Origin of the sequence: Candidatus Paracaedibacter acanthamoebae, assembly GCF_000742835.1 — a bacterium.
GTDB lineage: Bacteria > Pseudomonadota > Alphaproteobacteria > Paracaedibacterales > Paracaedibacteraceae > Paracaedibacter > Paracaedibacter acanthamoebae.
On sequence record NZ_CP008941.1, the window covers coordinates 1,927,925 to 1,948,700 of the forward strand.

The following is a 20,776-nucleotide window of genomic DNA, read 5'->3' on the forward strand; positions in this document are numbered from 1 at the left end:
TCAATTCTTTCCTAAACGAAATTGCGTCCATAACCGCGTTCGATGGCGGTCATAAGTTAAATTCTGGGGTTTGTCCAATTTTAACTTTGCCATCATTGCCGGTTTTGGATAGATGGTTGGATCACTTTTAATTTTATCCTCAATATAGGGAATTGCTGCCTTATTCGCCACGGCTAATTTAATGGCATTGCTGATTCTCGCACTATTTTTTGGATCCATAAGAAAATCGATAAATTTGTGCGCATTCTTAGGATGAGGCGCCCCTGCCGGAATAGCCATCGCATCAATCCACAATGTTCCCCCTTCTTCTGGCACCACATAGCGGATATGAATATTTTTACCAACCTCATTGGCCCGATCTTGCGCCAATTGAGCCTCACCTGACCATGCTTGAGCCAGGCAGCTTTCACCTCCCACTAATTCATTCACGAACCGTGAGGAGCTAAACCGTTTAATGAATGATCGAATCTTAACAAGATTGTGCTGAGCATACTCAAGATCTTCTTGACTATTGCTACCGGGGTCTTTTCCTAAATAAGTAAGCATCGCTGGATACACATCAACCGATTCATCCAGCAAAGTTACACCGCAATCGGCAAATTTTGACACTATTTCGGGATCAAATAATAATTGGTAACTATGAACGGGTGCGGTGGGCAGACGCTTTAAAATTTCTTCTTCCACATAAGCAAACCCAAAGGTCCCCCAGTAAAAGGGAACGGTAAATTCTAAATTTGGATCAGCTAACCGCATCTTTTCATAAATTACAGGATCCATATTCTTTAAATTGGGAAGAAGAGCTTTATCAAGTTTTTGGTAAACGCCAGCCTCTATTTGACGACCAACATAGGGTGAGGCTGATGGAAAAACCACATCATAACCTGAATTGCCTGAAAACAGTTTAGCCTCTAGAATCTCGTTATTATCATATAAGTCATAACGGATAGAAATGCCGGTTTCAGCTTCAAATTTATCAATAACATCTTTAGGAATCATTCCATACCAGTTATAGATATTAAGAGTCATACCTTCATCCGTTTTAAATGGGGCAGCGAAATAAACCGATATACCTATCCCCACAGCAATAAGCGCCGCAGTTATAAAGGCAAAATGGATTAAAGATAATCTTAATTTAATCATAGTTAAGTTATCCCCTAAACAATCTAGGAATACAACTGCAAAAGACGAAAAGCGTTATAGAGATAAAAAAGAAAGTATTACTGTTCTTCCTATTCAAAGCTCATTATAATTGCTATAGAAACCATCTCTCAACCATTAAGCTTTACAAAAATATTATAAATTTATAAAAAACAAATTTTTTAGTTAATAAACTAATAATATTTTGATAAAAATATTATTGGAGCTTTTCAATAAGATTGAATGCTAAGAAAACTCACTCGATCGGATCGTTTAACACCTGTGTTTTAGGGAAAGCTAGCTCAAAAAAATTATACCCTTCTATCGATATTAGAAAAGAAAATTTTTAGGAAATCCTCAAATACTAGACAGAAGATGAACACATAAGGAGATGTAATTTACCTAAAAGATTGGATAACTTACCATCTTGTAGTTTTTCATAACCAAAACACCCGGCCTCTTTTGCTTAAATTATATAGAAAATTTGGTGACACTTCATGCAAACAATATTACCCCCTCCTTTTGATAAAATGATGATAGGAAATTCCTGTATTGCTCTGTTAGAATATTTTCATCAGCCGGCTTGGATACGACGAGTTGACGGTCGGTATGTATGGGTCAATAAGAGTTTTCTTAAATTTTTTAATGTTAAAATGGAAGATGTAATTGATAAGGTAAGTGAGGACTTTCTTCCGCCGGAAATTGTAGAAACATCCTATATAACTGAACAAGAGGTTTTAGAAAAACGCTGCTCTCTTACCTTTCATATTGAGCAAAAACAATTCCGAACAACCATCCATAAAACCCCTGTTTTCTCTGATAGCAATGAAATTATTGCTGTGGCAGCATTAATGATTGATTTAAAGCAAGAATTAGAGCTGGAAACTCAGCTTGCTCATGCTAAAGATTTTTACGAAATCTTGCTCACCTATATGGGAGAATGCTTGTTTTTTATTAATAAAAACAATGAATTTGAACTCATTAATAAGAGAGGGAAGGAAGCGCTTAATGATCTAGGCTTTAAAGGCCCTCTGCCTCTGACTTATGAAATTTGGGATAATTTTCTTTCAAATCGTTACAACACACAAGGAAAAAAATATACGGAAGACAGGAAAATTATCCCTCGTGCTTGGAAAGGAGAAGTTATCTTAAATGAAGAGATTTGCTTAGAGCTAAAAGATGGTTGCCAGAAATTTTTTCTGGCTTCGGCTACCCCATTTAGAAATAAAAATGATAATTGTATTCAAGGTGTAATCTTGACGGTTACTGATATTACCAAAGAAAAAAATCTTCTTAATACACTGGCTCAAAAAACAAAGCTGGTTGAACAACGCAATCAAGAATTACATCAATTCGCCTATTCAGCAGCCCATGATTTACGTGACCCTTTGCGAAATATAAGCCTATTAGCTTCCTTTATTGATGAAAAGCTTAAGAAGCAAGACTATGAGGAAGTCGAATTTCTTTTAAAAAAATTATTAAATACCGCTGCCTATGGTGGTTCCTTGGTTAAAAATTTGTTGGATTACTCCGCCGCTAATCGAGAAATAAAGATGGAAGTGGTTTGCTTAAAGGATGTCGTCAATCGAACCATTACAACTTTAAGTAATTTAATTGAACAGGCGGAAGGCAAGATTATTTTTAATAACCTACCTATTGTTAGAGGCAATGCTCAACAGCTTCAAATCGTTTTCCAGAATATTATTTCTAATGCTATCCGCTATAAGGGGCAAGATCCTTTAGTAATATCAATTTCTGCAGAAAGAAAAAGTTCCTTATGGGTTATTAGCATCCAAGATAATGGACCTGGAATAAATGAAGATTTTAAGGAGGAAATCTTTCTTCCATTTAAACGAGTGAGAGCCAATACTAATAGCCGCTCAAGCGGATTAGGCCTGTCCATTTGTCGACGGATCATTGAGCAGCATGGGGGGAAAATATGGCTTGATCCTCAACCCCAAACCGGCGCCTGCTTTAAATTCACCTTAGAGGGTATGCAAGATTAAGACCACTATCAATATGATCCATATTTTTGAAGAAAAGAAAAAAATAAAAAAAGCTTTTTTTCATTTGAACAGTATAACCTATGTCCTTTTTAAGAATTTAATCCCAGTCCACTCAAATAACTCAATCATCATAATATATTAAGTAAGATCATAAGCACATTAAACCGCTTTGCTCTCCTGATGGTAAAAACCTTTATAAAAAGCTTGCCGCCTAAATTTTATTCAAACCACTGGCTCCCCCTGACCCACTACTTCCTTTAGCCGTATGGGCGCGTCGCCTCTGTGGGCTGGGATGAGTAATGCAAATTTTAGAGAGAGTTTCTTGCTCCTCTCCCATTGCGGTTATGGCTTCTTGTTTGCTTTTAGCATCTTTCAGTTTAGTTTCAAATAAGGTGAGTTGATGAATCGTTAAGCTTCCACTGCCCGTCACCCAAAAAATCTCTAAACCTACATCTTTCAACAAAGCTCCCATGCTTTGAATATGGCTAGCTAACGCCATAGGATCGTGTCTTCTCAAAGAATTCTCGCCTTTAAGATAATTCAACCCTTTAATATGCATGGTTTTAAGTTCCTCTAGATCCCCTTTAAGGACATATAGATACTTTTCATCAGTTGGATTAATTGTCCCAGTCTTTATGTGTTCTTTTATTGTTCTTTTAACTATCTTAAAGTATCGGATTCTATCATCCCAATCTTTCTCAATATTTTCTGTATTGAGCATATGTTGTTTGGTTAATAGTGTATTAATGCTTGGAGCGCTTAACTCAAAATTCTTTGGGGATTTAGAACGGCTACCTTTTTCTTTCTTTTTGCTTTTGGACTCTTCTTTCTTAGGTAATTTTTCTAAAGTTTCTTGCAAATTTATCTGGTTCTTTACTGATAGATTATACTGATTATGAGAAGACTTAGGGGAGGAAGCATTAATTAAAGAGGAGCTAGATACGTTGCTGGAAAGCTTTTTATTTTCTGGGAGAATTACGCGTAATTGCTCTTTAGATTTATTGCGTTGGAAGAATCTTGTTATTTTGTTGACGTAACCAGTAGAGGAAGTCTTAGTTCTTTCTTCTGGCATAGAATCAAGCTTACTTAAATGGGATCCTATTGATTCCTTACTAAATTTTTCAAACATTTCGACTTTAGCTTGGACAGATCGATCAGATCTTGTATCCCGTAAAGAAACAGAGTGTTGGAGGCGAGAAGCCTTACTTGTTGATGTAGCTGGTTCTTCAAAAGCGAAAGAATATGGAGCACCACAAATAGCGACCATCAATAATACAGTAACGAGCGCAGGGAAAAGAAATTTTTTCATAATTATAACTCTTAAAATAAATTAGCTAGAGCTAACTTTTACTAGATAGCCTATTCCCTCAGAAATAAAGCTACTTAAAAACTCAACTTTTAAGCTAAACAAAACAGATAAAATGTAACTTATCAGCTAAAAAATTAATAATTTTGCGACATAATTAAGGGCTTTAAAGGGAATATATCTTTTAATTCTTATTTTTAGCTTACTTAAGCCCTATCTCTAATTTAGATAGAAGTAATAAGTGTTGTCAAGTCCAACTCTGCGCAAAGTATACTCCAATCAAACATACCGTATGTCTTTTTATTATTCCCCTCTCTCTGTTCAGAACTTAAAGATCATATAAAACTTTGGTAAAAATAAATTAGACATCTCGAATCACCAAAAAGGTGAAATAGATCTCTTATTCTTTTTTGAATTTTACAAAGAAATCCGTTAACCTTAGAACGTCGACACCAACAAAATATCAAAGATGCAGAAAAAACAAACAATTACTTGCGTTTTACACGTTTCACAGCAAAAAACAGCAGATTATGATCTTAAGGCGGCATTGGAAGAGGCCATTGGTCTCGCCCTTGCCATCGACCTTAAGATAGCTTATTCACAAATTATTCAGCTTAAAAAAGCAACATCTGCAACCATGATTGGCCAAGGGAATGTTGAAGCTTTGGCTGACATTATCAAAGATAATGACATTGAGTTGGTTGTTTTTGATGGAGCATTAACCCCCGTCCAACAACGCAATCTTGAAAAAGCATGGAACTGCAAGGTCATTGACCGAACCAGCCTTATCCTTGAAATTTTCGGTGATCGAGCCCGCACGGCGGAAGGTCGCCTTCAAGTTGAATTAGCAGCCCTCACCTATCAACGCAGCCGTTTGGTGCGCAGTTGGACTCACTTGGAACGCCAACGCGGCGGCTTCGGATTTACCGGCGGCCCCGGTGAAACCCAGCTAGAGCTTGATCGTCGTATAATTGATGAACGTATTATTCGTATTAAAACCGATCTTGAAAAAACCAAAAGGACCCGTGGCTTGCATCGATCGGCGCGGGCTGATGTGCCGTACCCTGTCGTCGCTTTAGTAGGCTATACCAACGCGGGTAAATCCACCCTGTTTAATAAACTGACTCAAGCCGACGTGTTAGCAAAAGATATGCTCTTTGCCACATTGGATCCAACAATGCGTCAAATTAAACTTCCCAGCGGTCGGACAATTATTTTATCAGACACAGTTGGTTTTATTTCCCAACTGCCGACCCAACTGGTGGCTGCTTTTCGGGCTACATTAGAAGAAGTTTGTGCGGCTGATTTGATCCTGCATGTTCAAGATTGTGCCCATCCCAATGCGACTCACCAGGCTTTAGAGGTTAATAAAGTTCTAACAGAATTGGGCCTAGAAAAGGAACTCGAGGATGGCACAACCATTAACGTTCTTAATAAAATAGATCGACTAGAAGTAGGGGATCAAAAAACCCTACAGACACGAACAAATAAAAATGATGTCCTTATTTCTGCCATTACCGGGATAGGATTAGATAAATTACTCAACATTATTGATCGTCAACTCAATCGTCATAACAAACTCGTGGAATTAGATCTCCCCCTTGATGCCGGCGAAGCCTTAGCATGGCTTTATCGTCAAGGCGTCATTATCGCTCGCCATGATACGGATACGGCTGTACAACTAAAGTTACAAATTAGCCCATCGATTATGGCAAAATTTAAAGCTCGATTTGAAATTATGCCTCAATAAAAAAATTCCCCTTACCATAGTTCCTTGCTAAAACTCCTAGTTTTTGAATGATGGTCGGTATAGGCTGAATAAAGCTAAAGAATAGAATTGGATAAAAAATGAGAGATCTTCAGAGCTTACTTGACAAAAATAAAAACTGGGCAGAAAAAATGAAAAAAAGCTGCCCAACATTTTTTGAGGAGTTAGCCCATCAACAATCCCCTCAATACCTGTGGATTGGATGTTCCGATAGTCGAGTACCTGCCAATCAAATTGTTGATTTGCCCCCCGGGGAAGTCTTTGTTCACCGTAATGTCGCCAATCTTATTGTGCATTCTGATTTAAATTGCTTATCGGTTATTCAATATGCGGTTGATGTTTTAAAAGTAAAGCATATTATTGTCTGCGGTCATTATGGCTGTGGGGGAATCTTAGCAACATTAAACAATCAAAAAATGGGGTTAATTGATAACTGGCTGCGGCATGTTCAAGACACGAAGCAAAAGTTTAAAGATGTCTTTGACAAGTTGAGACCTAAAACCCACTGGGATATTCTTTGTGAACTGAATGTTTTAGAACAAGCCATCAATGTGGCCCAAACCACCGTTGTTCAAGATGCCTGGAACAGAGGCCAAGATCTTGCCGTCCATGGATGGATCTATAAGCTCCATGATGGGTTAGTACGCGATTTAAAAATGGGAATTAGTGATGTCACTGAATTATCAACCCTGTATGCCCAAGCCATTGAAGCTATCCATCATCGGTATAGTGAGTAAGACAGGACAGCAGCGGTTCTTACCCCCCGACATCCCAGCGCTTGGCGATCTGTTTACGCAACCAAACAATCGGTCCGGTATTTAAAAGACTGGTAGAGGATAATTTCCTTGATCCCCCATTCAAATCGATGGTCGGTTCAGCACCATACACGGTATACCAAGACTTATTAGAGGAACTACGCCCCGCTTGACGATGGAATCCTATAAAATAGTTATCTACTTCCTCGTAGCTCAAGACTTTCACCCCTTCTGAATTTTTATGATAAATCAGGCTTAAAAGGGATTGATCAAAGTGATGCCATTTATACTCGAGGTAATTCGGCATATAGTTATAAGCCGTGGCATTCAAGGCTTGTTCTTCTTGGCAGGCTTCTAACCATTTTTTAATGAAAGAGCGACTGCGAGAGGAATTTCTGACCACGACAATGGCGCTCCATATAAGGGGGGCCTGCCGGCAAGCCTCATCTTTACAGTTCAAAAGGTAAAAACTGTCACCTTTAACATAGGCGCCAGCGCGACGATCTTGGTCCTGGATCAGCATCACATCGCTGTCCCCTAACTTTTCAATAAATTGAGGAATAGGTTTGCGGATTTTAAAGGCTGAATCCATATAGACAATGATAGAATCATCCGGAGCACTTTCCATAGTGCGTAAAATGATATAGGGCTTCCACACCCACATCCCTGCCCCAATTTTCTCATTAAAAATACTGCGATTCTTTTCAAAAAAATCTTTATCTATATGAGACTTCCGATAATTTAAAATAAAATCAATTCCCTTGTTAACGGCGTATTGACTCACCGCATTCTGATTACGGAAATATTGCTCACCCCCCGCTGCATAAGTCACCAAAAAGACAGGCGGCCGACCGGTCGGTTCAGAGGCTTCTAAATCGGGGGCACTATACCGATTAACCGGCTGAATAGACATATCGTTCATAAACCCTTGTCGGGCATATTCTAAGATCATCCCTGCCATTAAAGCAATAATAAGATATAGGGAATATTTTAGAATTCGTCGCATCAGCTAACTCAAAATAATTTTACTTAAATTCAATGTATCAGATATGGATAATTTTATCAAAGCGATGTATCCCTGTGGACAGGTGGCTTTAAAGATCTTCCTCCTTGGTGAAAAGATTTTGGAATTAGGCAGGCGATGGAAACAGCCTTGGACACTTAAAGTGCCAGCCTAAAAAACTGGTTTTTGGTTAAAGATGAGTATATGATGACACCAAATGTCCCTAAGATGGTGATCAACGATGATAAATCAACTTTCTCATACTGATATAGAGCTTGCCACAGCCCTTCAAAAAGAATTAGAACGGCAACAAAATCAAATTGAACTTATTGCCTCAGAAAATATAGTTTCAACAGCCATTCTCGAAGCCCAAGGCAGCATTATGACCAACAAATATGCCGAAGGATATGCCGGGCGCCGTTATTATGGGGGATGTGAGTATGTTGATATTGCCGAAATCCTTGCCATTAATCGCGTCAAGGAACTTTTTGGCTGTGGCTTTGCCAATGTGCAATCTCACTCAGGCGCTCAAGCCAATCAAGCCGTCTTTATGGCCTTACTGCAACCCGGTGACACCTTTTTGGGCTTATCCTTGGATGCCGGTGGCCATTTAACCCATGGATCTCCGGTGAATCAGTCCGGTAAATGGTTTAATGCTGTCAATTATGGCATCCATTCTGAAACCCACTTGATTGATTATGATGAAGTAGAACGCCTCGCTCATGAGCATAAACCCAAGCTCATTATTGCAGGGGGGTCAGCTTACCCTCGGAAAATTGACTTTGCTCGCTTTAGAGCGATTGCAGATGCCGTCGGCGCCTATTTCATGGTTGATATGGCCCACTTTGCTGGGTTAGTAGCGGGCGGCGTTTATCCAAGCCCGATTCCGCATGCACATGTGATCACCTCAACCACGCACAAAACACTACGGGGTCCGCGCGGTGGTATTGTGCTAACCAATCATGAAGATATCGCTAAGAAAATTAACTCGGCTGTTTTTCCGGGCTTGCAGGGAGGACCTCTCATGCATGTGATCGCCGCCAAAGCTGTAGCTTTTGGTGAAGCCTTAAAACCAGAGTTTAAAGTTTATGCTCAGCAAGTTGTTAGCAATGCCCAGACTTTGGCCAACACGCTTCTTAACCATGGATTTGATCTAGTCTCAGGGGGTACTGATTCTCACTTAATGCTGGTTGATCTCACGAAAAAGAAGGTTAATGGTAAAGATACTTGTCACGCATTAGAAGAGGTCAATATTACCTGTAATAAAAACGGCATTCCCCATGACCCCTTACCGCCGATGATAACCTCTGGGATACGCTTGGGATCACCTGCGGCAACCACGCGCGGCTTTAAGGAACAAGACTTTACTCAAATTGGTCATTGGATCGCCGAAGTTACCGATGACTTAGCAAAGGGCAAAGAACCTAATCCAAAGATAAAGGAAGCGGCTGTGTCCCTGTGCGCCGCCTATCCAATTTACCCAGGCTTGAGGTATGCTTAATGCGGTGCCCTTTTTGTGGTCATAGCGATACAGCGGTCAAAGATTCTCGCAACACGGACGATCAATCGGCGATCCGCCGCCGCCGTTTTTGTCAAGAATGCGGCAGCCGCTTTACCACCTTTGAGCGCATTCAACTCCGGGATCTTATGGTCATCAAAAAGGATGGCAACCGTGTTCCTTTTGATCGAGATAAACTAGCCCGATCCATTGTGATGGCTTTACACAAACGCCCCGTTCCAGCAGAACGCATCGAGCGCGTCATTTCAAGTATTGTTCGTCAATTAGAGACAAGTGGAGAGATAGAAGTTCCAACGCCTACTATTGGATCCATGGTTATGGAAGCTTTAATTAATCTTGATACCGTGGCGTATATTAGATTTGCCAGTATTTATCATGAATTCAATGATGTGACGGACTTCGTTGAATTTATTTCCAACATGACAGACGCCGCTCAAAATCGGCCCCTACTCCAAGAAATACAATGAGTCAACCTCCTCTCTATTCTATCCGTGACATGGTATTGTCGTTTGGTGGCAAACCACTTTTTGATGGCTTGTCATTGCAAATAGGCCCCCGTGATCGCATTTGCCTGGTCGGGCGCAATGGCTGTGGCAAATCGACTCTGCTGAAAATTATTGCGGGTCAGATTGAAACGGATGCGGGCGACTATTTCATCCAACCTGGAACAACCATTGCCTATTTACCCCAGGACGCTACTTTACCGTCTGATGTAACCATTTTAGACCACATCATGGATTATACAGGCAAGGCCCATTTTGAAGTTGAGGCAGTTTTACACCAAGTAGAGATGGATCCAAATCGTCTGATGACCAATCTATCCGGCGGTGAAAAAAGACGCATTGTAATCGCGCGGGCTTTGGTGATGGACCCTGATATCCTTTTACTGGATGAGCCAACCAACCATCTCGATATCCCCGCCATCGAATGGTTAGAAGAAACTCTGAAGTCATTCCGAGGCGCCTTCGTTGTTATCAGCCATGATCGTAGTTTTCTGAAACGGGTTTCCAATACAACGTGGTGGATCGATCGGGGTATCCTTTTGGCCAACGATAAGGGATATGATGACTTTGATCGATGGACAGAAGCCGTCTTACTGGATGAAGAACGCAAACTAACAAAGTTAAATGCGAAACTACGTCTGGAGGAAGATTGGGTTCATCGGGGGGTGACCGCCCGACGCAAGCGCAATCAAGGCCGCCTGCGGCACGTCATCGCCATGCGGGAAGAAAAACGCAGTCGCCTTCTCAATCGTCCCAAAGCCGCTAGCCTGGGGGCTGTGGGCGGTGATATTTCGAGTAAACTCGTCATTGAATGCCATAATTTAACGAAATATTTTGGCGATAAATGTATTGTCAAAGGCTTTTCAACAATCATCCAACGAGGCGATCGGATTGGTATTGTCGGCGCTAATGGCGCTGGAAAAACAACCCTGCTCAAATTATTGCTTAAGGAAATTCGGGCGGATGAAGGTCGTTGTCATGTGGGAGCCAGTGTGGATTTGATCTATCTGGATCAAATGCGGGATGCGCTCGACAGCAGTGAAACATTGTGGGAAAATTTATGTCCTGGTGGCGGTGACCACGTCACAGTTCAAGGCAAACCCCGCCATATCATGGCTTACCTGAAAGATTTCTTATTTGATAGCAAGCAAGCCCGCAGCCCCGTGTCTATTTTATCCGGAGGTGAGAAAAATCGATTGGCCCTCGCTAAAGCCTTTACGCAGCCTGGGAATTTGTTAGTTCTAGACGAACCGACCAATGATCTTGATATGGATACCCTCGACTTATTACAAGAGTTACTTTATGAGTTTGAAGGAACCTTGATCATCGTCAGCCATGACCGTGACTTTTTAGATCGTCTGGCGACATCTGTTATTGCTGTCGAAGGAAACGGCGAGGTTGTGGAATATGCCGGCGGTTATTCAGATTATCTGGCCAAGCGTAAGCCAAAAATTGATCCTATTGCCACCAAAGAAAAAACTGAAGTCGCTCAACTTAAACAACGGTCTGAACGTAAATTTAGTTATAATGAAAAACGAGAATTTGATTTACTCCCCGGCATCATTGCTGACTTAGAAAAAGAAATACACCTTATTGAAAACAAACTAGAAGATCCTTTATTTTATCAAAACCATCCTCAAGAATTTACCACCTTGTCTGCCCGCTTAGAAAAAGCAAAAACAGAATTAGATATTGCTGAGCTAAAATGGCTCGAACTCAGTGAAAAAATTGAGGGTTAGGTTTTTAGAAAGCAACTTATTAAACCTAAGGATGAGAGGCCCAGATATCGAGACTTAGAATGTTAGGCAAGGCGCGTTCAAACTTACAGGATGCCTTTTGACTTGCATGAACAACCAACCCTTGGGCTATTGATAGGGAAATCATTAGCATAATAAAGAAAAAACGGGTTTTAACAAAGTCACTCATCCATGGCCTCCTCTAATTGTAAAAATAAATCAGATCGACATTATCTTGATAAACACGGTTTAGTATCCCCCTTGCCCCCAAGAATTCCCGAGTTCTCAAGCATAGTGTAGGAACAAATAGACCTTTTTCGACCCTGATATATTTTTAGAATGAAGCTGATATGGTTAATAAATCCTTAACTCTATGGTTAAGGATTTATTAATGATTAATCGCCCCAGAAAGCCCAACGAATCTTCTTAGTTTTATTAGCTTTGAGGTGCCCCATGACAAGGAGCATTTGGGCGGGATAGCTAGTATCTAATTGCTCAATATGCATATCTGTACAGTTGCTCATAAAGGCCCAGCGTTGACCATCAGGTGTCTCTATATATATTTTTTTACCATGATGCGTAACGCGCAAATCAGGATGGAAAACAAACCGCAAAGCAAACATGGCGGGTAAGTGAGATAAAACGACTTCTTCGCCTCTGAAATCTAATTCTTTGTTATTTAAATAAAGGCTGCGGGCTTGAGCAAAGCTCCAGGTTGGGTGGTGACTTTGATAGTCCCCTTCAATTAACGCTCCCTCAATATGGGTTTTATTGCGAACCTGCAAATGACCGTGGGACGATTTTAAAGCTTGTGCATATAAGCCGCGATCAGACTGCAATACCACATCCGCGTAGGTGATAATCCGACGTTTTGCAGAACTCCATTCAAAATTAAATATTCCCGTTCCTTCTTCGATATTATTGCAGGGAGAGCGCAATAAGGTGGGGGTTTTATTGAACAAGATTAACCCTGTTTTTGCGGTGGCCCGTTCATAACCCATTTCATTGGCCTGTTGAGGCGGCCTGCCTCGCACATCCGACAACGTTAAAACCATATCAACTAAATTAGGACTAATTTTCTGATAGGGGCCAAAACAAGCAATTCCTCCATCCGTGTGACGGAACAATCGCACTAAAGGAGCCATTATTTGGATCGCATGATTGACAGAGTTAGGTAAGGTAATACCTGCCTGGCGCAATAGGGCTTTCAGATCAATGAGCAAACGCAAAACCATAAGTTGCAGAATCGGGGAACGGCTACAGTGTCCTCCGTCAGCAAAAATTTGCCTACTCACCAGCTTATCAAGATGGTTCAATAGACCTGGAAGTCTATGTTTCTCATGCTCTAAACAGATAATGACATGAATCAATCCGTGCAAGGCATAAAGTTTCTGGGCCGAGGTAGGCGCATCCATCCAGCATCGGCTTAAATGACGGGCTTGGCGATAGAGACTTTTAAAAAATTGATAGCGGAAAGCCTCATCCGCACTGGCGCAAAAGAAGTCATAAAGGCCAATCCAATTGCTAAGACGATTCCCAATAATATCAGGACGCCAAGCCAAGGTTTGCCAATTCTGATTGCGATCAATCCAATTGAGGATCAATTGACGCGCTGTGCGGCGGGCAATATTCTCGCCATGCGCCCGCAAATTGCGCAACCATTCAAAACTATGGAGTTCAGCCAAGGCTGCATTAGACAAATGCTTGGGATACCATAAATGCTGAAGCAGAGTAGATTCGCTGCCTAAAACAAATTTACCTTCGATAATTTGCCGTCCTTCAGTCAAACTTCCCGGCCAAGAATCCGATGGGATTAACTTAAGGTTCGGTGTGCCGCGCCCACTCAAACTAAGGGAATATAAAGGGTTATTCTGCCAAACCAAGCGAATTTTTTGATTCACAGCATGCAACACAGATGTTTTCTCAGGATCTACAGGCCATTGCTGAAGATGAAGATAAGCGCTCATGGTCTGTCCCCCCGCAACTGAGCAATAGTTGCCGCATAGTCGTTATCCTTTGTCGCAAAAATAGCAGCCCCCGCGACCAAGGCAGTTGCCCCCGCCTCAATCGCTTGTTTTGCTGTCTCAGCATTAATCCCGCCATCAACCTCAAGTTCAATATCGCGGCCACTGTGATCGATTAATCGGCGAACTTGACGAATTTTATCCGTCATCTCAGAAATATAACTTTGTCCTCCAAAGCCTGGATTGACCGTCATAATTAAAATAAGATCAATAAAGGGAAGTAAGGGTTCAATCGATGAGGCTGGAACACCTGGATTAAGGGCCACCCCCGCCTTTACCCCATAGCTTCTAATTTCACCAAGCAGGCGATGAGTATGCACATCCGCATCTGGATGAATGGTTATAATGCTTGCTCCCGCCTGTGCAAAGGCTTTGAGATGAGGTTGGGCCGGTGTGATCATTAAATGGACATCCAGGGGTAAGTCCGTTACTCGCCGTAAGGCTGCCACCAAATTTGGTCCATAGGTGATATTGGGGACATAACGTCCATCCATAACATCCACATGAAGCCCGTCGGCACCCGACTGAGCCACGCTTGTAACCTCGTCGCCTAAATTCAAAATATCCGCCGATAAAATAGAAGGTGAAATTTTAATTGATGACATCATCCCCATGGTCCTCGGCGTCTGATAATTGTTTGATTACTCTGCTCTTGCGCTAGGGCTGCTAATCGGCGCACACGATTTTCAGTTTTCGGATGGGTTGAAAAGAGATTATCAACACCCCCTGCACTGAGGGGATTAATAATGAACATATGCGCCGTCGCAGGATTTTCTTCCGCCACCTGATTATCAACCCGGTGAGCAGCGGCGTCAATTTGTTCTAGAGCTCCAGCGAGGGCCATCGGATCCCCAGAAATTTTTGATCCCAGTTCATCGGCCGAATATTCCCGAGTTCGAGAAATTGCCATTTGTACTAGCATTGCTGCCAACGGCGCCAGCACCATTACCACGAGATGCACGATAATGCCGTGCGACCGTTGCTCTCCTTCTCGATGATGCCCGCCAAATAAAAATGGCAATTGGGCCAAATAACCGATGGCACCCGCAAGCGTTGCAGTAAGCGTCATGGTCAGCGTATCACGATTGGCAATGTGAGCCAACTCATGCGCCATAACACCCGAAATCTGACGCGAGTCCAGAAGCTGCAGCAAGCCTGTTGTCGCCGCTACAGCAGCATTCTGAGGATTACGCCCCGTTGCAAAGGCATTCGGTTGAGGAGAATCAATGATATAAACCCGCGGCATGGGTAAGTTGGCCTGTTGCGCCAACGTCTGAACAATTCGATAAAAATCCGGTTGTGCGTGAGGAGCAACCTCTTGAGCATTGTACAGTCGCAAAACAATTTTATCCGAATTCCAGTAAGCATAAAAATTGAGAGCGCCAGCCAGCAAAAAAGCCATTAAGGCACCCTGCGAGCCACCTATTAAATGGCCAACCCCAACAAAAAGTGCAGCAATAACTGCAATCAGAATAAACGTTCTCGTATGATTATGCATTTTGTGCCTGGATGTCTCTCAAAAACAGGAATATACTTTTAAATTAGAATAGCAAATATTTCACGAAATGTTAAGGATTCCCATGCCTGAGACGAAGGTTAATGCCCCAGAAAATAAAAATCCAGAATCGGATCAACAGTCCTCGGAAGAAGCAACTACAGAAAACACCTCACCGACGAGGTTTGGCGATTGGGAAAAGAATGGACGTTGCATTGATTTCTGATACAGTGAACCATCTCGTGATTAAGGAAATTTCCTTGTTAAGAGGGGATAAACCTATTTTAAGCAATTTCTCTCTCTCTCTCTCAGCAAGCCAATGGATAGTGCTGCGAGGACGGAATGGGAGTGGCAAATCTACTTTGTTAAAAGCAATTGTGGGTTTGGTTCCTCTTCATCAGGGATCGATTGACTGTCCTGATTTTTGTTATTTAGGCCATCAGAATGGATTTAGAGAATCTATGACGGTAAGCGATCAGTTAGCCTTTGTGGCCAATCATTTTAAAGTACCCCTGCAAGCCACGCCTGTGGATCACTTATTAGATCTTCCTCTTCATCATCTGTCAGCCGGGCTGAAACGTCAGGTTGCTTTGTGCCAGTTTATCTTTTCACCTCATTCCTTGTGGATTATGGATGAACCTTTTGAACATTTAGACAAGCAGGCTCAAACTTATTTTCTGACGCTCATGCAAGGTCATATCGACCGAGGCGGATCTATTCTGCAAACCAGTCATGAGACTATAAGCAATCCTAAGGACCAGGAAATTTGGCTGAGTTAAAGGGAAGAGAAACGAACTTAAGGATAAGGTCGAGTTCATCTGTTTTCTTAAAACAAAGCCTGATAATTTATTTTATCTCTTTACCATGATTCAGCAGAACAATCTCTTTGAAACCTTCGACTGCTTCGCTGCTTTCACCGGTATAACCGCGGTAAGTTATTTCAAAATCTTTACGCAACGGAAGGGGGAAAATCTTTTTACCTTTTCGGAGGAATTCCTTATAACTCTTTAAAGCAGGGGTATGGCCTATTTCAACTTTTATCACCGAAACCGGCAAATTATAATATTTTTCATAAACCGCTTCATCATCCCGAACGCTTCCGAGAATTGGAGAGCGCCATAGGGAAGCAATACCATCATATGTCACCTTCGTTCTCATTAAGTCTAATTCAATTACAGTCGCTGCTTGCTTAGACTTGGACAGCACTTCCAAATGGTTATCATTCAAGTTTTCCTGTGCATTAAAGTACATAATTTTTGTATTTTTTTCCAAATGCTCATCAAAAAAGTGAGCCAATTGTTCCTTACTTAATTGTGGTCCATATCCTAAGCAAACCGTTGCCCGTCCATGATGATGTAATTCTTTAATTCCACATTGATCGTGAGTCCAACCAACACTTGTAAGGAGACCGTAAAAGGTTAAGCTGCCAATAATAAAGGAAACATTTATATTCTTTATCTTCATTTTGTCTTCTCCATTTTTCCCATTAAGTCATTTTTTATGCTGATACCAGCTGTTGCTAAAATACTCAGATTTACCTCCCCTAAAAAATTTATTATTAAGGTATCAGGCAAAGGCTCTTTTAGCTTCAAACGAACAGCTGCTTGTTCAATGAGCCCACCATACGGACGCTCATTCTTTCGAATACTAATTCCTTCTTCCAATAAGACACTCTTTAATCTACTAAGAATACTTTGTTGAGAAAAGTAAAACGTTCCTCTGCAATATTTGCATATATGCCGACCAGAGATAATATCCAGCTCACCATATACATCCTCTTTTATACATACCCTTAATTCTTTTGGTTTATCTTTTAAGAGAGGAGAGAAAGTAGTTTTATTTAATCTTAAGTATAATAGGCTTCTTATACGCTCTATATAGTATTTAAAGATCGCAACTTTTTTAAATTTTATCCATTACTTCTAAGGTAAGGCCCAAACACTATTGCCTAAGCACTACTGCGTAGAGTGCGATCTTAACTGAGATATATACTATCTTTAATTCGTCAATGGCTAAAAAATAGCAGAGATTCTCATAAAAAATATTAAAGGAAAAATTTATGCTATATAATATTCTACCCTAAGAAGGAGGTAGTTAAAGCAGTTTTTGATTCAACTATTTTCACTAGAGACTATATGCCGCATAGAACCAAATAAGCTCGACATTGACTTAAGCAGCCTGGCTTAATTGGTAATCCTTATAGACACGTTGTAAGGCCGTCAACAGCTGATCAATATGCTCATGGGTATGAGCCGGCGTAATTGTAATGCGCAAGCGCTCTTGCCCTACGGGTACGGTCGGATAATTAATCGGCTGAATATAAATTTTGTCCTCATATAATAGCCGGTCGCATATCTCTTTACATAAGGCCGCATCACCCACCACCACGGGGATAATGTGTCCTTGGGTTTCTCGGTAGGGCAGGTTGGTTTTGGCGATTTGTTGCTTGAAATAATTAACCTGCTGCCAGAATTGATCGCGCAAGCCTTGACCGTCCCGCACAAGTTCCATAGAGCGCAAGATAGCTGCTGCATTGGCCGGTGGCATAGAGGTTGTAAAAATAAAACCGGACGCCGCACTGCGGACAAAATCCACAAGATTGCGTTTACCGCTTATATAACCGCCCACCACACCAAACCCTTTGGCAAAATTACCTTGAATAATGTCTATCTGGTCTTGCAAGCCAAGTAATTCTGAAACCCCCGCGCCGGTGGCACCATAAAGCCCCACCGCATGGACTTCATCAATAAATGTTAAAGCGTTATATTTCTTGGCTAACGCAAAGATTTCAACAGCGGGCGCCATATCCCCATCCATCGAATAAACAGCTGTAAAGACAATCAGCTTTGGTTTACTGAGGGGAATTTGTTGGAGCTTAGATTCTAAATCAGCCATATCATTATGGCGAAAGATAAATTTCTCAGCACGACTATTGCGAATTCCTTGAATCATAGAAGCGTGATTTTTCTCATCACTTAAAACAACACATCCCGGCAAACTCGTGGCAAGTGTGCAAATAGATGTATCATTGGCCACATACCCTGATGAAAAAATTAATCCCGCCTCTTTACCGTGAAAATCAGCAATGGCTTGCTCTAAAAGGACATGGGGATTTGCTGTGCCCGAAATATTACGCGTCCCGCCAGACCCAGCTCCATAGATTTTAGCAGCCGACACCATGGCATCCACAACTTGTGGATTTTGGCTTAAAGCCAAATAATCATTACTGCACCAGACAACGACTTCATCAACCGTATTATCATGATGCCAAAGAGCCTTGGGCGCTGCTCCCACAATACGTTCTAAGTTAATAAACACACGGTATCTGCCCTCTGCCTTAAGAGAGCAGAGATAGCTATCAAAAAAGTTATCGTAATCCATTTGTTTCTTGTGTATGAAGCTATATAATAACACTATAAATCATATTCTCTGAAAAACATAACGACAAGGTGACGCGGTTGACGGAAAACTTACCACCTCTTACTCAAAGTCCTTTAATGCCTGTCCTGACAGTCAGCGACTTGTCCGTTGCCCTTAAAAGGACGGTTGAGGATCAATTTGGCTTTGTGCGCATTAAGGGTGAAATTTCCGGCCTTAAGCGCCACACCTCGGGGCATATTTACTATGCTTTGAAAGATGAAAATGCCGTTATTGATGCGGTTTCCTGGCGGGGCTCTTATTCTAATAATCCGATTCAATTGGAAGAAGGTTTAGAAATTATTGCAACCGGCCGCGTGACAACCTATCCGGCTCGATCGAAATATCAAATGATTGTGGAAAGCTATGAAGCCTCTGGCCAAGGTGCTTTGTTAAAACTTCTGGAGGACCGCAAACGCCAATTACAGGCTGAAGGATTATTTGCATCCGACCGGAAGAAAAAAATCCCATCCTTCCCCCAAACCATTGGCGTTATTACGTCACCCACCGGGGCCGTGATCCGCGATATTTTGCATCGCATTGAGGACCGCTTTCCTTGTCATGTTATCGTTTGGCCCGTCCTGGTACAAGGGCCGGGAGCAGCTGAGCAAGTTGCTGCCGCCATCAAAGGCTTTAATGCCCTTCCCCATCCACCCGATGTTTTAATTGTTGCTCGAGGTGGCGGTAGTTTAGAGGATTTGTGGGCCTTTAACGAGGAAATTGTTGTGCGCGCCGCCGCGGAAAGTCGCCTACCACTCATCTCGGCAATCGGCCATGAAACGGATACAACTTTAATTGATTATGCAGCTGACCTGAGAGCCCCCACACCGACCGGAGCCGCAGAATTCGCCGTTCCTGTGCTGTTAGATTTACTGACTTATTTACAAGATCGGGACCGACGTCAACAGGATGTGATGCGGCAACTCATTGACAACCGGCAACTGCGTCTATCAGCACTCGAGCGGGGGCTTGTTAATCCGCAGCGCCTTCTTGAAGATGGAATGCAACGTTTGGATGATTGGGCGGACCGATTGACGCGAGCTCTCCCTCAATTTTGTCAAAATCTCCAAGAACGGTTAGGAATGACTTATAGTCGCTTGCGGCGCCCCCATGAGGTGCTCGAAATCAGTGAAGAACGCCTAGCCCAATTATCAACCCGTTTGGAACAAGCCAGTTTCCATAAGGTTTTAGAACGGGGCTTTGCCTTGATCACTAATCCTAAGGGCGCCCCTATCACGGCGGCAAAAACTTTTCCTGATACGCCTGTTCATCTTACTTTTGCCGATGGCACAGTTGAAGTCATCAAAACAGGTGTCCACCCGGCCCGTCCAAAATCACGGGGAGCAAAACCTGCCCCCCAACAACCCCGCTTATTCTAAGTCTGTTTTATCTTTTGGCAAGGGCTTTAAGCTTGTCACACAAAACTTAACCTTACGAGCTGGACAATTAATACGGCAAGCATGGCCTAAGCCTGGATCAATACGACACCGGAAAGGCAAACAGGAATCCTTACAAATCTTGCTCAACAAAATATGAGTCTTTTTCTGTTCAGGATCTTTGATATCTTTTGACTTTAGATCTTTAACAGAGGCGATCTGATCCCCCAAGCGATATAACTCCTCAATTAAAGGGATATGCTTAGCCTTTTTAGTATGTTGCAATACCTGTTCATGGGTGTAAAATTCTAACACACTATTAGCTTGGTATTTATGATAAATTAGAAATGCAATCGCGCCCACTAGAACGGAGAGGATAATAAAAAGAAAACAACGAGTTTTATTAAGCATGGGTACCTTTCTTATAATTATATTTTGTGTTACCTTAAGTAAGGGTAAATTTTATGTTGCATGTGCCGATCATTTTACCCACATTAAAGAAGAACAGCAACGCTGCTCTTTAATTAGGAGACCTCATAATGGGAATGGAACTCAATTTCGCAATCAGTGCCGCCGCCACCCTTGCAGTTTACTTGATTATGGTTGCCGCTAACATGGAACAAATGTAACATATAATCCTTACATTTTGCTTTTACTTTACGCTTCTCACTCTGCTTAAATTAATAAGCCCATTACTCAAAAAGTCAAAAACAAAAAAAGCTCCTGAACAA

The 20,776-nt window shown here is 41.8% G+C and carries 20 protein-coding genes; 9 read left to right on the forward strand and 11 right to left on the reverse strand.

Translation table 11 applies throughout. The features are described 5' to 3' along the window. Window positions 1-1,140: an extracellular solute-binding protein gene (locus ID47_RS08800; RefSeq protein WP_051908786.1), complete on the reverse strand. Its 1,140-nt coding sequence runs from the start codon at window positions 1,138-1,140 to the stop codon at window positions 1-3. 494 nt (window positions 1,141-1,634) lie between these two features. Here ID47_RS08800 and ID47_RS08805 point away from each other — a divergent pair, with 494 nt between their 5' ends. Continuing rightward, window positions 1,635-3,143 (forward strand): PAS domain-containing sensor histidine kinase, encoded by a 1,509-nt coding sequence (locus ID47_RS08805; protein ID WP_038465688.1) that lies wholly within the window; start codon window positions 1,635-1,637, stop codon window positions 3,141-3,143. A 211-nt stretch (window positions 3,144-3,354) separates the two neighbouring features. Here ID47_RS08805 and ID47_RS08810 read toward each other — a convergent pair whose 3' ends face one another. Continuing rightward, the gene (locus tag ID47_RS08810; RefSeq protein WP_038465690.1) at window positions 3,355-4,452 is read right to left on the reverse strand and encodes a hypothetical protein; all 1,098 of its coding nucleotides are present in this window, start codon (window positions 4,450-4,452) and stop codon (window positions 3,355-3,357) included. Between the two features lie 466 nt (window positions 4,453-4,918). On the opposite strand from ID47_RS08810, the gene hflX reads away from it, so the two are divergent. Then, entirely contained in the window at window positions 4,919-6,199 is a 1,281-nt protein-coding gene (gene hflX / locus ID47_RS08815; RefSeq protein ID WP_038465692.1) for a GTPase HflX, read from the forward strand. Window positions 6,200-6,297: 98 nt separating this feature from the next. Next, entirely contained in the window at window positions 6,298-6,954 is a 657-nt protein-coding gene (can, locus tag ID47_RS08820; protein ID WP_038465694.1) for a carbonate dehydratase, read from the forward strand. 19 nt (window positions 6,955-6,973) lie between these two features. Here the strand turns inward: can and ID47_RS08825 are convergent, their stop codons facing one another. Then, entirely contained in the window at window positions 6,974-7,978 is a 1,005-nt protein-coding gene (locus ID47_RS08825) for a putative nucleotide-diphospho-sugar transferase (RefSeq protein WP_156956720.1), read from the reverse strand. Between the two features lie 238 nt (window positions 7,979-8,216). Between ID47_RS08825 and glyA the strand changes: the two genes are divergently transcribed. The 3 genes from glyA to ID47_RS08840 are packed head-to-tail and all read left to right on the forward strand — an operon-like array spanning window position 8,217 to window position 11,736. Then, window positions 8,217-9,476, forward strand: a complete 1,260-nt coding sequence (gene glyA / locus ID47_RS08830) for a serine hydroxymethyltransferase (RefSeq protein ID WP_038465698.1) — start codon at window positions 8,217-8,219, stop codon at window positions 9,474-9,476. Beyond that, window positions 9,476-9,961, forward strand: a complete 486-nt coding sequence (nrdR, locus tag ID47_RS08835) for a transcriptional regulator NrdR (RefSeq protein ID WP_038465700.1) — start codon at window positions 9,476-9,478, stop codon at window positions 9,959-9,961. The genes glyA and nrdR overlap by 1 nt, the downstream gene beginning before the upstream one ends. After that, a complete protein-coding gene (locus ID47_RS08840) occupies window positions 9,958-11,736 on the forward strand; it encodes an ABC-F family ATP-binding cassette domain-containing protein (RefSeq protein ID WP_038465702.1) in 1,779 nt (592 codons plus the stop codon). The genes nrdR and ID47_RS08840 overlap by 4 nt, the downstream gene beginning before the upstream one ends. Before the next feature lie 25 nt (window positions 11,737-11,761). Here the strand turns inward: ID47_RS08840 and ID47_RS13015 are convergent, their stop codons facing one another. The 4 genes from ID47_RS13015 to htpX all read right to left on the reverse strand — a co-directional run bounded on the left by ID47_RS13015 (window position 11,762) and on the right by htpX (window position 15,255). Further along, a complete protein-coding gene (locus ID47_RS13015) occupies window positions 11,762-11,923 on the reverse strand; it encodes a hypothetical protein (RefSeq protein ID WP_156956721.1) in 162 nt (53 codons plus the stop codon). A gap of 205 nt (window positions 11,924-12,128) precedes the next feature. Further along, window positions 12,129-13,700, reverse strand: coding sequence for a heparinase II/III family protein (locus tag ID47_RS12015; protein WP_051908787.1), 1,572 nt, complete (start codon window positions 13,698-13,700; stop codon window positions 12,129-12,131). Then, window positions 13,697-14,365 (reverse strand): ribulose-phosphate 3-epimerase, encoded by a 669-nt coding sequence (rpe, locus tag ID47_RS08850; protein WP_038465704.1) that lies wholly within the window; start codon window positions 14,363-14,365, stop codon window positions 13,697-13,699. The genes ID47_RS12015 and rpe overlap by 4 nt, the downstream gene beginning before the upstream one ends. After that, window positions 14,362-15,255, reverse strand: a complete 894-nt coding sequence (gene htpX, locus ID47_RS08855; protein WP_038465706.1) for a zinc metalloprotease HtpX — start codon at window positions 15,253-15,255, stop codon at window positions 14,362-14,364. Before htpX ends, rpe begins: the two co-directional genes overlap by 4 nt. A gap of 82 nt (window positions 15,256-15,337) precedes the next feature. Here htpX and ID47_RS13965 point away from each other — a divergent pair, with 82 nt between their 5' ends. Both ID47_RS13965 and ID47_RS13305 read left to right on the forward strand, forming a co-directional pair. Further along, window positions 15,338-15,478 carry a DUF1674 domain-containing protein gene (locus ID47_RS13965; RefSeq protein WP_075261591.1) on the forward strand — a complete coding sequence of 47 codons (141 nt, stop codon included), beginning with the start codon at window positions 15,338-15,340 and terminating at the stop codon, window positions 15,476-15,478. Then, window positions 15,456-16,031 (forward strand): ABC transporter ATP-binding protein, encoded by a 576-nt coding sequence (locus ID47_RS13305; RefSeq protein WP_084676002.1) that lies wholly within the window; start codon window positions 15,456-15,458, stop codon window positions 16,029-16,031. The genes ID47_RS13965 and ID47_RS13305 overlap by 23 nt, the downstream gene beginning before the upstream one ends. Window positions 16,032-16,098: 67 nt before the next feature. Here ID47_RS13305 and ID47_RS08865 read toward each other — a convergent pair whose 3' ends face one another. The 3 genes from ID47_RS08865 to hemA all read right to left on the reverse strand — a co-directional run bounded on the left by ID47_RS08865 (window position 16,099) and on the right by hemA (window position 18,633). Then, window positions 16,099-16,716 carry a hypothetical protein gene (locus ID47_RS08865; protein WP_038465710.1) on the reverse strand — a complete coding sequence of 206 codons (618 nt, stop codon included), beginning with the start codon at window positions 16,714-16,716 and terminating at the stop codon, window positions 16,099-16,101. After that, window positions 16,713-16,916 carry a hypothetical protein gene (locus ID47_RS08870; protein ID WP_038465712.1) on the reverse strand — a complete coding sequence of 68 codons (204 nt, stop codon included), beginning with the start codon at window positions 16,914-16,916 and terminating at the stop codon, window positions 16,713-16,715. The genes ID47_RS08865 and ID47_RS08870 overlap by 4 nt, the downstream gene beginning before the upstream one ends. A 505-nt stretch (window positions 16,917-17,421) precedes the next feature. Beyond that, complete coding sequence (hemA, locus tag ID47_RS08875; RefSeq protein WP_038465714.1) at window positions 17,422-18,633, reverse strand: 5-aminolevulinate synthase; 1,212 nt, start codon at window positions 18,631-18,633, stop codon at window positions 17,422-17,424. A 68-nt stretch (window positions 18,634-18,701) separates the two neighbouring features. Between hemA and xseA the strand changes: the two genes are divergently transcribed. Continuing rightward, window positions 18,702-20,048, forward strand: a complete 1,347-nt coding sequence (xseA, locus tag ID47_RS08880) for an exodeoxyribonuclease VII large subunit (RefSeq protein ID WP_232223229.1) — start codon at window positions 18,702-18,704, stop codon at window positions 20,046-20,048. Here xseA and ID47_RS08885 read toward each other — a convergent pair. Continuing rightward, window positions 20,040-20,456, reverse strand: coding sequence for a hypothetical protein (locus tag ID47_RS08885; protein ID WP_038465717.1), 417 nt, complete (start codon window positions 20,454-20,456; stop codon window positions 20,040-20,042). The two genes, xseA and ID47_RS08885, sit on opposite strands and share 9 nt — an antisense overlap. Between the last annotated feature and the right edge of the window lie 320 nt (window positions 20,457-20,776).